This window comes from Stenotrophomonas sp. SRS1 (assembly GCF_026130205.1).
Taxonomy (GTDB): Bacteria; Pseudomonadota; Gammaproteobacteria; order Xanthomonadales; family Xanthomonadaceae; genus Stenotrophomonas; species Stenotrophomonas rhizophila_B.
On the sequence record NZ_JAINFD010000005.1, the window covers coordinates 260,982 to 273,642 of the forward strand.

10 protein-coding genes are annotated in these 12,661 nt (G+C 67.6%); 7 read left to right on the plus strand and 3 right to left on the minus strand.

From position 1 onward, the window contains the following. Positions 1-23: 23 nt before the first annotated feature. The 5 genes from phoU (at position 24) to rnt (ending at position 3,911) form a co-directional block, all read left to right on the plus strand. Positions 24-731 carry a phosphate signaling complex protein PhoU gene (phoU, locus tag K4043_RS18265; protein WP_070471813.1) on the plus strand — a complete coding sequence of 236 codons (708 nt, stop codon included), beginning with the start codon at positions 24-26 and terminating at the stop codon, positions 729-731. A gap of 565 nt (positions 732-1,296) precedes the next feature. Further along, positions 1,297-1,596 carry a hypothetical protein gene (locus tag K4043_RS18270; RefSeq protein ID WP_265310148.1) on the plus strand — a complete coding sequence of 100 codons (300 nt, stop codon included), beginning with the start codon at positions 1,297-1,299 and terminating at the stop codon, positions 1,594-1,596. Continuing rightward, complete coding sequence (locus K4043_RS18275; protein ID WP_265310149.1) at positions 1,583-2,455, plus strand: DUF692 domain-containing protein; 873 nt, start codon at positions 1,583-1,585, stop codon at positions 2,453-2,455. The genes K4043_RS18270 and K4043_RS18275 overlap by 14 nt, the downstream gene beginning before the upstream one ends. Continuing rightward, a complete protein-coding gene (locus K4043_RS18280) occupies positions 2,448-3,212 on the plus strand; it encodes a putative DNA-binding domain-containing protein (RefSeq protein WP_265310150.1) in 765 nt (254 codons plus the stop codon). The genes K4043_RS18275 and K4043_RS18280 overlap by 8 nt, the downstream gene beginning before the upstream one ends. 111 nt (positions 3,213-3,323) lie before the next feature. Next, entirely contained in the window at positions 3,324-3,911 is a 588-nt protein-coding gene (gene rnt, locus K4043_RS18285; protein WP_121042195.1) for a ribonuclease T, read from the plus strand. Between the two features lie 6 nt (positions 3,912-3,917). On the opposite strand, the gene K4043_RS18290 is transcribed toward rnt, so the two are convergent. The 3 genes from K4043_RS18290 to K4043_RS18300 all read right to left on the minus strand — a co-directional run bounded on the left by K4043_RS18290 (position 3,918) and on the right by K4043_RS18300 (position 9,242). Continuing rightward, positions 3,918-6,890 carry a ligand-binding sensor domain-containing diguanylate cyclase gene (locus tag K4043_RS18290; protein ID WP_265310151.1) on the minus strand — a complete coding sequence of 991 codons (2,973 nt, stop codon included), beginning with the start codon at positions 6,888-6,890 and terminating at the stop codon, positions 3,918-3,920. 208 nt (positions 6,891-7,098) lie between these two features. Continuing rightward, the gene (locus tag K4043_RS18295) at positions 7,099-8,517 is read right to left on the minus strand and encodes an ATP-binding protein (RefSeq protein WP_265310152.1); all 1,419 of its coding nucleotides are present in this window, start codon (positions 8,515-8,517) and stop codon (positions 7,099-7,101) included. Further along, positions 8,514-9,242 carry a response regulator transcription factor gene (locus K4043_RS18300; RefSeq protein WP_265310153.1) on the minus strand — a complete coding sequence of 243 codons (729 nt, stop codon included), beginning with the start codon at positions 9,240-9,242 and terminating at the stop codon, positions 8,514-8,516. The genes K4043_RS18295 and K4043_RS18300 overlap by 4 nt, the downstream gene beginning before the upstream one ends. A gap of 172 nt (positions 9,243-9,414) precedes the next feature. Between K4043_RS18300 and K4043_RS18305 the strand changes: the two genes are divergently transcribed. Both K4043_RS18305 and K4043_RS18310 read left to right on the plus strand, forming a co-directional pair. After that, positions 9,415-10,683: an efflux RND transporter periplasmic adaptor subunit gene (locus K4043_RS18305; protein WP_123728791.1), complete on the plus strand. Its 1,269-nt coding sequence runs from the start codon at positions 9,415-9,417 to the stop codon at positions 10,681-10,683. Next, a complete protein-coding gene (locus K4043_RS18310; protein ID WP_265310154.1) occupies positions 10,680-12,650 on the plus strand; it encodes a MacB family efflux pump subunit in 1,971 nt (656 codons plus the stop codon). The genes K4043_RS18305 and K4043_RS18310 overlap by 4 nt, the downstream gene beginning before the upstream one ends. The last annotated feature ends 11 nt before the right edge of the window (positions 12,651-12,661 follow it).

Below are 12,661 nucleotides of genomic sequence, written 5' to 3' on the forward strand. Positions count from 1 at the left end.
CCACGAACCCTGGATAGAACCGCATGAGCATTCCCAACGACCACATCGTCAAGAGCTACGACGAAGAACAGCAGCGCCTGGTCGCCGAGATCGTGCGCATGGGCGAGATGGCGGTTGCGCAGCTGGAGGCGTCCATGGACGTTATCGAGAAGCGCGACGAAAACGCCGCCCAGCGCATCATCGCCAACGATGAAGCCATCGATCAGCTTGAGCAGCACATCAGCCACGACGTAATGCGCCTTGCGCTGCGCGGGCCGATGGCACGCGACCTGCGCGAGATCCTGGCCGGCCTGCGCATCCCGGCCGACATCGAACGCATCGGCGATTACGCGGCCAACGTGGCCAAGCGCTCGATCGCCCTGAGCAAGGTGCCGCCGCTGCCGCAGATCCAGGGCCTGCGCGCCCTGGGCCGGCTGGCTGCGCAACAGGTACGCCGCGCGATCGAGGCCTACCGCGACAACGACGCCGCCGCGGCGCTGGAGCTGCGCGACGATGACGCCCGTCTGGACGCGCAGTACACCGCGCTGTTCCGCGAGCTGCTGACGTACATGATGGAAGACCCGCGCAACATCACCCCGTGCACCCACCTGCTGTTCATGGCCAAGAACCTGGAGCGCGTGGGCGACCATGCGACCAACATCGCCGAGAACGTGTGGTTCCTGGTGCATGGCGAGCAGGCGCTGCCGCCGCGCGAGAAGCGCGACGAGACGAGCAGTACCGATCACGTCTGAGCGCTTGCTTCAGAAGTAGAACGCAACAGCCGCTGCCTTCGGGTGGCGGCTTTTTTGTTCCTCACCCAAAGCACGACAGCACCTCAGCGGTACTTTGGATCCACCAGTATCTTCGCTTGGGCCTGCCGCGGGCGTCACGCCCCGCATCAACCGGCAGGCCCCTCGGCAAATGTCCCCCGGCCGGCGCCTCGCGGCGACGGCCTCCTCCTTGATTTTGCCCAGGGGCCTGCCGGCCGCTACGGGGCTCGCGTGCGGTACTCGTACTGCATGCCGGACAGCGCTGGGAGGCGCCAATGATCTCGACACGTGGGTCGCGATGCTCTTGTGGGCGAAATAAAGGAGGAGGCGGCGGCCGCAGGCCGACGCCGGGGGACATTCGCCGGCAAGGGCATCGCGGCCCAGCGCCCGACCCGTCCACCGCTGTTGAATAACGCAACGCACTGCTCTGCACTTCACGAAACGTTGAATCCTGTGTGAGGATTCGATGCGCCGGGCCGGGCCACCATACCCGCACCTGCCCACGCAGCCCTCCCCGGCCCCAGCCCATTTCAAGGAGATCCACACGATGAGCACACCCACCCGATCGCTGTCGTTGTTGGCGGCCACTGCGCTGGCCGCAGGCCTGGGCGTCACCGCCTCGGCGTCCGCATTGAGCATGACCGAGCTGGCCCAGGGCTACCTGGTGGCCGGCCAGGCGGCGACCAAGGCCGCCGAGGGCAAGTGTGGCGAAGGCAAGTGCGGTGCGCATGGCGACAAGGCCGGCACGAAGGCGGGCGACAAGGCCGCGACCGCCGGTGCCAAGGCCGCCGAAGGCAAGTGTGGGGAAGGCAAGTGCGGCGAAGGCAAGTGCGGTGCCAAGCACTGACGCGCTCGCCGCTGGCCTGGGCCGGTCGCCGCTGCCTGCGGCAGCGACCGGACTGGGTTTGCGCCGGGCCCTGCTGCAGGACCTGCGTGACGCGCCCGCCGGCGATATCGACTTCCTCGAATGCGCGCCGGAAAACTGGATCGGTATCGGTGGGCCGGCCGGCGACGCACTCGCCGAACTGGCCTCGCGCCACCCGCTCACCTGCCATGGGCTGTCGCTCTCGCTGGGCAGCACCGCGCCGCTGGATACCGTGCTGCTGGAACAGGTAGGCCGCTTCCTGGCGCGGCACAACGTGCCTCTGTACAGCGAACACCTGAGCTACTGCAGCGATGAAGGTCACCTCTACGACCTCCTGCCGATTCCCTTCACCGACGAAGCCGTACGCCATACCGCATCACGCATTGCCCGCGTGCAGGACCTGCTGGGCCGGCGCATCGCAGTGGAGAACGTGTCCTACTACCTCGCCCCGGAACCGGCCATGGACGAACTGGCCTTCACCAACGCCGTGCTGGCCGAGGCCGATTGCGATCTGCTGCTGGACGTCAACAACGTCTACGTCAACGCCTGCAACCACGGCTACGACGCCGACGCGTTCATCGCCGGGCTGCCGGCCGCGCGCATCGTCTGCCTGCATGTGGCAGGCCATCTGGACGAGGCGCCCGATCTGAAGATCGACACCCACGGCAGCGCGGTGATCGATCCGGTCTGGGACCTGCTCGCCCGCACCTATGCGCGCATCGGTGCGCTCCCCACGCTGCTGGAACGTGATTTCAATTTCCCGCCGTATGCCGAACTGCGCGGCGAACTGCAGCACATCCGCCAGCTGATGGCCGCCCATGCCGGGAACCGCCATGACTGACACCCCGGCACGCCTGCACGCACAGCAGAGAGCGTTCACCGCGCATCTGCGGGACCCGGACCGTATCGCCGCACCCGACGGCATGGACCCGCGCCGGCTGGGCGTCTACCAGCGGTTGGTCTTCAACAACGTCTTGGGCCTGATCGGCAACGGCTTCCCGGTCTGCATGCAGCTCCTGGGGGACGCGGCATGGGCCACCCTGGTCCGGCGCTTCCTTGCCAGTCACCTGGCGCAGACGCCGCTGTTCACCGAACTGGCCGCCGAGTTTGTGCAGTGGCTGCAGCACCAGACCGCGCTGCCACACCCGGCACTGGCCGAACTGGCCCACTACGAGTGGGTGGAAACGGCCCTCCATCAGTTGGACGCGCAGCCCCTGCCGCCCTCGCCGGGCATGGACCCGATGCACGCGGCCCTGCAGCGCTCGCCGTTGGCCTGGCCACTGCTCTATCACTGGCCGGTGCATCGGCTCGGCACCGATGACGCGCCCGCGCAGCCCGGCCCCGAGCCGACCGGGCTGCTGGTCCGGCGCGACCCCGATGGCCAGGTCCGCTTCGCCGCGATCAGCCCGATGGCCGCGCAGCTGCTGGAGCAGATCGGCCAGCACCCCGGCAGCACCGGGGCCACCTACCTGCAGCAGCTTGCGCAGGCGCACGGCATGGCGGCCGATGCGCTGCTCCTGCCCGGCGCCGCCCTGCTGCGTCAGTTCCACGACAACGGCGTGATCGGGCCCGCCGCGCCCGCCCCTGCGCAGGCCTGAGCGCGGGGGGCGTACAGGTCGCTCTGCTAAACTGACGCGATGACTGACGACCTCCCCCGCTCCGACGCGCCGGCTGCTGCCGACGCACTGCCCGCTGCTGCCCAGCGCTTGATGGCAACACGCTTCCGCGGCTTCCTGCCGGTGGCGGTGGACGTGGAGACCGGTGGTTTCGATTCTGATCGCCACGCGCTGCTGGAGATCGCCGCCGTTCCGATCGAGATGGACGAGAACGGCCTGCTCTATCCCGGCCAGACCGCCAGCGCCCACGTGGTGCCGGCCGAAGGCCTGGAGATCGATCCGAAGTCGCTGGAGATCACCGGGATCATCCTGGATCACCCGTTCCGGCTGGCCAAGGTCGAGCGCGATGCGCTGGACCACATCTTCACCCCGATCCGGGCGGCGATGAAAAAGTACGGTTGCCAACGCGCGATCCTGGTCGGGCACAACGCCCACTTCGACCTGGGCTTCGTCAATGCCGCGGTCAATCGCACCGGACACAAGCGCAACCCGTTCCACCCCTTCAGCGTCTTCGACACCGTCACCCTGGGCGGTATCGCCTATGGCCAGACCGTACTGGCGCGCGCCGCCACCGCAGCCGGGCTGGGCTGGGATGCCGATGAAGCGCACAGCGCGGTGTACGACACCGAGCAGACCGCAAAGCTGTTCTGCAAAGTCGCCAACAGCTGGCCGCGCCCCTGAGGGGCATCACCCGATAGCGGTTCTGTCGCGCCCTTCGCTCTTGGCGCGGTACAGCGCGCGATCGGCGCGCTGGTAGAGCAGCATCGGGGTGCGGTCAGCAGCGTCCAGTTCGACCAGACCGGCACTGAAGGTGACCTTCAGGTCGGGGATACCCGCCCAGTCCGGATGATCATGGAACAGCCCGCGCAGACGCGCGCAGACCTGGGCCGCTTCATCCAGGCGGGTATCGTTGAGCAGCAGCGCGAATTCTTCGCCGCCCGTACGTGCGGGCATGTCCGAGTCGCGGCAGGCCGAAGCCAGCAGCCGCGCCACCTCCACCAGCACCACATCGCCCACCGAATGGCTGTGCTGGTCGTTCACTTCCTTGAAGTGATCGATGTCCAGCACCACCAGGCACAACGGGTGGCGGCTGCGCTGCGAACGGGCGAAATCGCGCGCCAGCGCTTCATCGAATGCACGCCGGTTCGGCAGCCCGGTCAGCGCGTCTTCGCGCGCCTGGCGCTCGAACGCCTCGGCCTGCACCGCCAGGCGATCGGCCAGCTGGGTCTTTTCCTGATTCAGCGCCTGCAGGTTGACCGTCTGGGTCTGCAGATCCAGCGTGGCTTCCTGCACCAGGCGCGCCAGCCGCACGTTGCTGGCCTTGTAACGGTTGATCAGATACCGGTACAGCGCGACCAGCCCGGCCAGCAACAGCAGCGCGGCGATCAGCTGCACGCTGTGTCGTTGCCACAGGAACGGCTCCACCGTGAACGCCCAGACCGCTTCGCTGTCGCTCCAGGCGCCACCGGGATGGGCGGCCGACACATGCAGGGTGTATTCGCCCGGCGGCAGGCCGATGAACTCGACACTGCGCTGCTGCCCCCGCTCGACCCAGCCCTTGTCCAGTCCTTCCAGGCGGGTGCGGTAGCGGATGCGCTCGGAGAGCAGGTAACTCAGCCCCACATAGCTCACGCTCAGGCGTCGCCCGCCCGGGATCGTGTTGTGGTTGCTGCCCTGCCAGTGCAGCGGGGCGCCATCGACAAGCACGGTCTCGATCACCGCCGGTGGCGCCAGGCGCTCACGGAAGCGCTGCAGGCGCAGTGGATCGACCGTGCTCAGCCCGCCGGCCGTGACCACCCAGAAGGTGCCGTCCTGGCGCAGGATCGCCGAGGGGCCGGAACTGCCGTTGGCCTGTGAGTTGGCCATGCCGTCAATCTCGTTGTAATGCTCGACCTCGACCCGTGCGGCACGCCCGTCGGCCACCGCGTTGAGCATGGCCATGTCGGTCCGCAGTACCCCGCGGTTGCTGCTGATCCAGACGTTGCCCACGCGATCGGGAATCAGCTGGAAGACCGTATCCACCGGCATGCCCTGCTCCAGGCCTACCCGTGCCAGCTTGCCTTCCTGGTAGCGGTACAGGCCGCGATCGGTGCTGACCCACATCGCATCGCCGATCTGCTGGAACCCGAACACGCTGCGGCCACCCCCCAGTGCCTCCAGATCGATCGCCTGCACGCGGTTGCCGCGCAACACGCGGATGCCCTCGATGGTGCCGATCCACAGGGCGCCTTCGGCATCGTGCGCCAGCGCGGTGGTCAGCCCGGTGGGCATGCCGGGAAAGGCCACCGGCTCGGCCCTGTCGGCGACGATGCGGACCACGCCTTTCTGGGTGCCGGCCCAGATCACCCCGTCACGGTCGATGCTGATCGCGCGGATGTTGCCTCCGAGCAGGCCGTCGGCGCTGCCGTACGTCCGCCGCGGTTGCCCGTTCTCGCCGACCCGGAAGATGCCATCACCGAAGGTCCCGACCCACAGATCACCGTCGCGGTCCTGGGCCAGGCTCAGCACCGAAGGGCTCTTGCCGACGTTGTTGCGCAGCGGCACCGGACTGAAGTTTCCCTGGGCATCGCGGCGATCCAGCCCGCGCGCACTGCCGATCCAGAGCTGCCGTTGGCGATCCTCGAAGACGGTGCGGACGTAATCACCACTGAGCCCGTCGCGTTCGGTGTAGCTGCTGAACAGGGTTTCGCGCAGGCGATACAGGCCACCGTTGGCGCCCACCCAGATGCTGCCTTCGGCATCTTCGCGCAGGCTGACCACGCGCCCGCCGGGCAAGGACAGTCCGGCCGGCAACCGCTCCAGCCCGTGCCGGGACAGCCGCAGCAGGCCCTGGTTTTCGGTCCCCAGCCACAGATCGCCGTGGCGGTCCTGCAGCATGGCCGTGATGTGGGTCGCGCCGGGCAGGCGATGCTGCAGCAACGGCACGCCATCCTGCATGCGGTAGATACGCTCGCTGGCCACCACCCACATCACGCCATCCGGGGCACGATAGGGCCAGACCAGCCCACGGCCCAGACCGAAGCTCTCCGGTGCCCGGCGCAGGACGCCGTCGTTGTCGCGCACCACCAGGCCATCCAGGGTGCCGACCCAGACCCGGTCCTGTGCATCCACGACCAGTTTGGTGAAGCTCATCGCCAACGGCACGTTGGCCGGCGGCGCCTGGTAATCGAAGGTACCGTCCGGGCCCAGACTCGCAATCCCCTTGCCTTCGTACAGCAGCCACAGGCGCCCATGGCTGTCCATCTGCATGGCCTGGATCAGCACCTGCGGTGTGTCGGCGCGGTGTTCCCACACCTGCCAGCGGCCATCCGCACTCCGGCGGGTCACGTTGCCGCGCGAATCACTGATCCACAAGCCGCCACTGCGGTCCACCAGCAACGCCCCGACCCCGTTGTCGCGCAGGCCCGGGGTGGTGCTGCGGTCGAACACGGTGAAGTCCAGGCCGTTGTACCGGACCAGCCCCTCCCAGGTGGCAAACCACAGATGGCCCTCCGGGGTCTGCGCGATATCGCGCAGGGAGTTGTGCGGCAGCCCGTTGCGCGAGGTCCACACGTCGATGGCGTAATCGCGCAGCGGCGGTGGGCCATCCTGCGCCGACAGCGACCATGGCAGCGCGCACAGCAGCAACAGCCACAGCGCTACCGCCTGCAGGGTTGGCATGCCGGAGTCGTTCAGTTGTACCGGCCGCCACCGGATCCTGCCCCCCCGCTCGCTCATCCGTGTGGAGCAGCCTTGGGCAGGCGCCGTGCGCATGGGGGGAACGGCCGTGCACCAGCGCAATGGCTGGCAGAGTCGTACGCTCTCATGGGGGAGACGCTGGAAAGAGACGCCCATAGTAGGCAAAACCGGGCGTCTTGGGGGGCTGGACTCAGCTCCCGCGCGGCCCCGCCGCGGCGCGTGCCGGTGAGGACCAGCGCACGATCGCCTCCAGCCCCCCGTGGGGATGGTTGCGCAGGTGCAGCGTCGCCCCGTCCTTTTCGGCCAACGCCCGGGCGATGGTCAGCCCCAGCCCGGCACCGCCGGTCTGGCGCGAGCGCGAGGTCTCCAGCCGCACGAACGGGTCGAACACCGCTTCGAGCTCGTCCTCGGCCAAGCCGGGGCCGCTGTCGCGGATGCGTACCTCCACATCCTGACCAGCCTGCTCCACCCGGACCCGAGCGGTCTGCCCGTACATCACCGCGTTGTCGACGAGGTTGGAGAACAGGCGATGCATGGCCAGCGGCCGCAACATCAGCACCGCACCGCTGGGCTGCTCGAAGTGCACATCGGCACCGGCTTCGGCGGCATCTTCGACGATGCTCTCCAGCAGTGAATCCAGGTCCAGCGCGGCGCGCTGCTCGGCGCTCTCGGCGCTGCGGGCCAGCTCCAGGCCCTCGCGGATCAACGCCTGCATCGCACCGAGGTCACCGATCAGGCGCTCACGCAGCGCCTCATCGGTGACGTTCTCCAGCCGCAGCCGGAGACGGGTGACCGGGGTCTGCAGATCGTGGGTGATCGCCGCCAGCATCTGGGTGCGCTCGCCAAGGTGGCGCTGCAGGCGTTTCTGCATGGCGTTGAACGCTTCGGCGGCGCGACGCACTTCCAGCGGACCGGTCACCGGCATCGGCGCACCCTGCAGGTCATCGCCCAACGCCGCGGCGGCATCGGCCAAGCGCTGCAACGGCGCGCTGGCCATGCGCGCCACGATATACGCCAGGATCGCGATCGCGATCACCAGCAGGGTCAGGAACAGCGGGTCGACGGCGAGCACACCGTTGTGTGCCACCGCAGGGGAATCCAGTGCCAGCCGCAGCGGCGTGCCGTCAGTCAGCTGCAGGGTCACCACGCGGCACTTGGGCGGGATGAAGGCTGGGTCGCGTTCGCGCGGCGGATGCCGCAGTTTGTCCTTGTCGCGCGGAGGCGGCGGCAGCAGCTCCGGCAGGCGCGGCAGGCAGGAACGGAACGAGGTGAAGGCCACCTGGCTGCTGGCGACGGGGCCAGGGCGGTCATCGAGAATTTCCATCAACGCCGCGTCGGGCCGGCCGATCCGCGCACCTTCCGGCAACTGGCGCACGCTCGGCCCGCCACTGCCGAGCAGGCGCTCGCGCAGTTCCGGATTGCCGTCGAGCAGGTTCACGAAGCCCTGCAGGCGATCAGCGATGCGGTTGAGGTTCTGCCGTTCGAACTCCTGCTGGCGCTTGGTGCTGGCCAGCATGGTGGCACCGACCGCGGCCACGCTCATGCCCAGCAGCAGGATGACGAACAGCCGCCCGACCATCGAGGCGAAAAAGCGCCGCAGGCGTTTCATTCCAGGGTCACTGCCGCAGCAAGGACGTAGCCTTCGTTGCGTACGGTCTTGATGAGCCCGTCGCTGCCGCCGTCATCGGCCAGCTTGTTGCGCAGGCGGCTGACCTGCAGATCGATGGCACGGTCCTGCGATTCGTAGTTGCGGCCGCTGCTCAGCGAGACCAGCTGCTCGCGCGACAGCACCTTGTTGGCGTGCCCGACGAACACCCGCAGCAGCCGGAACTCGGCGCCGGACAACACCACCACGCGCCCATCGGGATCGACCAGATGGCGATGTTCGAGATCGAAGATCCAGCTGGAGAAGCGTGCACGCCGGATCGCCAGCGGCTCCAGGTTGGCTGGCAACGCTTCAGTGCGACGCAGCACGTTGCGGATGCGGGCGAGCAGCTCGCGCGGTTCGAACGGCTTGGCCAGGTAGTCGTCGGCGCCCATTTCCAGGCCCAGCACGCGATCGATCGGCTCGCTGCGCGCGGTCAACATGATCACCGGTGTGCTCGAGCGCGCGCGCAGGTCGCGGCACAGGGTCAGGCCGTCTTCGCGCGGCAGGTTGAGGTCGAGCACGATCAGGTCGACGTGCTCGCGCTCCAGCAGCTGGCGCATGCCATTGCCGTCGCCGGCAGCGCTGACCAGGTAACCGGCGCGGCCAAGCTGCTCGGCGAGCAGCTGGCGGATATCGTTGTCGTCATCGACGATCAGCAGTCTGTGCATGCTGTTGGCAGTCTCCATGCGGTGATCATCCCCTGTCGGGAGCTGAACCGCATCTCCTGGTTTGCGTACGTCTGTTTCAAAGGGTGATGCAGATACACAACGAAACGTGTTGAGCACCGCAGGGATACATCTTGGTACACGGCGAGCATTGAGCCGGCAATGAACGATCTTCACAATGCTGACAACGCCGATGCACCGGCCTGCCGAGTTGACGATCATCGTGAAGCCCCGTTTGCCCAGAACCCGCCGTGCTCGCCTCCTGCTGTTGCTTGTGGTGCTCGTCCTGATCGCCGCGATTGTGGCATGGATGCTGCGCAAGCCGGCCGCGCCCACCCTGGCGACTTCGCCGGTCAGCCGTGGCGATATCGAACAGACCGTGGAAGCCACCGGTGTTATCGATGCCTACAAGCTGGTCAGCGTCGGTGCGCAGGCCTCCGGTCAGATCAAATCGCTGAAGGTCCAGCTCGGCGATACCGTCAAGGAAGGCGACCTGATCGCCGAGATCGACGCCACCACCCAGCAGAACCAGGTGCTCAACGCGCAGGCCTCGCTGGATCAGGTCAAGGCGCAGCGCGCGGTGCAGCAGGCCAGCCTGCGTGAAGCCGAGCTCGAGTTCGCGCGCCAGCAGCAGATGCTGGCCGCCGAGGCTACCTCGCGCGCCGAGTTCGATGCGGCCGACGCCAAGCTCAAGACCGCGCGCGCCCAGATCCAGTCCTTCGATGCACAGATCACCGGCCGCGAAACCGAGCTGGGCACCGCCCGCGCCAACCTGGCCTACACCCGCATCATCGCGCCGATGGACGGCACCGTGGTGGCGGTGGTCGCCGAAGAGGGCCGCACCGTCAACGCCAACCAGACCGCACCGACCATCGTGATGCTGGCCCGTCTGGACCTGGTCACGGTCAATGCGGAAGTCTCCGAAGCGGACGTGGTCAAGATCAAGGCCGGCATGCCGGTGTACTTCACCACGCTCGGAGAGCCGGATCGCAGATTCCATGCCACGCTGCGCCAGATCAACCCGGCGCCGGCATCGATCGCCAACGACAGTTCCAGCAGCTCCAGTTCGTCCAGCTCCAGCTCCAGCACCGCGGTCTACTACAACGCGCTCTTCGACGTGGAAAACCCGGATGGCACCCTGCGCATCGACATGACCGCGCAGGTCTCGGTAATGCTCAAGCAGGCCAAGGACGTGCTGATCATCCCGGCCGTTGCACTGGGCCCGAAGACCCGTGACGGGCAGTACATGGTGCGTGTGGCCGATGCCGATGGCATGCCCGCGCCGCGCAAGGTCAAGATCGGCATCAACAACGGCGCCAATGCCGAGGTACTGTCCGGCCTGGAAGAAGGCGACAAGGTCATCGTCGGCGAAGGCGGCGGCGCCCAGGGTGCCGGTGCCGGCAACCGCGGTGGTGGTGGGGTCCGGATCAGCGGCCCCGGCATGGGTGGGCCGCGCCGATGAGCAGCGCCTCGACGGGCACGCCGCTGCTGCGGCTGCGCGACCTGCGCCGCGAGTTCCCGGCAGGCGATGAAACGATCGCCGTGCTGCGCGACGTGAATCTGGACATCGCCGCTGGCGAATTGGTCGCCATCGTCGGCCAGTCCGGCTCGGGCAAGTCCACGCTGATGAACATCCTCGGCTGTTTGGACCGGCCAACGCGCGGCAGTTACCAGGTGGCCGGCCGCGAGACCGGCCGGATGGAGCCGGACGAACTGGCCGAACTGCGCCGCGAACATTTCGGCTTCATTTTCCAGCGCTACCACCTGCTCGGCGATCTGGACGCGCGCGGTAATGTCGCCGTGCCGGCCGTGTACGCCGGCAGCCCGGGCCCGGTCCGCACCGCGCGGGCCGAACAGCTGCTGCAGCGGCTCGGCCTGGGCGACCGCATGAACCACAAACCCGGTCAGCTCTCCGGTGGCCAGCAGCAGCGCGTGTCGATCGCGCGGGCGCTGATGAACGGTGGCGAGGTGATCCTGGCCGACGAACCCACCGGCGCACTGGACACGAAATCGGGCGAAGAGGTGATGGGCATCCTCGGCGAGCTGCATGCCGAGGGTCATACCATCATCATCGTCACCCACGACATGAGCGTGGCCGAACACGCCCAGCGCATCATCGAGATCCGCGACGGCGAGATCATCGCCGACCGCATCAATCCGAAGGCGCCGAGCTACCGCGCGCAGCGTCAGCCGACCGTGGCTGCCGGCAAGGGCCACAGCTGGCGGGCCGCGCGGGATCGTTTCACCGAAGCCTTCCGCATGGCCCTGCTGGCCATGAATGCCCACCGCCTGCGCACCTTCCTGACCATGCTCGGCATCATCATCGGCATCGCCTCGGTGGTATCGGTGGTGGCGATGGGCAATGGCTCCCAGCAGCAGATCCTGCAGAACATCAGCGCGCTGGGCACCAATACCATCGATGTCTATCCCGGCCGCGGTTTCGGCGACATGCGCTCGGCCCGGGTGCAGACCCTCAAGGCCAGCGACGCCGATGCACTGGGGCGGCAGAGCTACATCGACAGCGCCACGCCCAGCGTGTCCTCCTCGGTGACTGCGCGCTACCGCAACCAATCGGCTACCGCGCAGGTCAACGGCGTGGGCGAGCAGTTCTTCCGGGTCAAGGGCGTGACCCTGATCGCCGGCAGCTTCTTCGATACCGATGCGGTGCGCAGCCTGGCCCAGGTGGCGATCATCGATGAGAACACGCGCACCCAGTTCTTCCCCAACGGCGAAGACCCGGTGGGCCAGGTGATCCTGCTGGGCAACGTGCCGGTCCGCGTGGTCGGCGTGGCCCAGCGTCAGAGCTTCGGCTTTGGTGGCAGTACCAGCTTGAGCGTGTGGGTGCCCTACACCACGGTGATGTCGCGCATGCTCGGCCAGAGCCATGTCTCCAGCATCACCGTGCGCGTGGATGACGCCACCCCGATGGATGCCGCACAGGCGGCCATCTCCAAGCTGCTGATCATGCGCCACGGCACCGAGGACTTCTTCCTCAGCAACAGCGCCGAGATCCGCCAGACGATCGAGCAGACCACCCGCACCATGACGCTGCTGATCAGTGCGATCGCCGCGATCGCGCTGCTGGTCGGCGGCATCGGCGTGATGAACATCATGCTGGTCTCGGTGACCGAGCGCACCCGCGAAATCGGCGTGCGCATGGCCGTCGGCGCGCGGCAGAGCGATATCCGACAGCAGTTCCTGATCGAGGCGGTACTGGTGTGTCTGCTCGGCGGCCTGCTCGGCGTCGGCCTGTCGCTGGTGGTGGGCTGGCTGTTCGGAAAATTCGCGCCGGACTTCCAGATGCTGTTCTCGACCGCATCCATCGTGGCCGCCTTTGCCTGCTCCAGCCTGATCGGCGTGGCGTTTGGTTTCCTGCCGGCCCGCAATGCCGCCCAACTTGATCCCGTGGAGGCGCTGGCGCGCGAATGAAGATTTCTCCT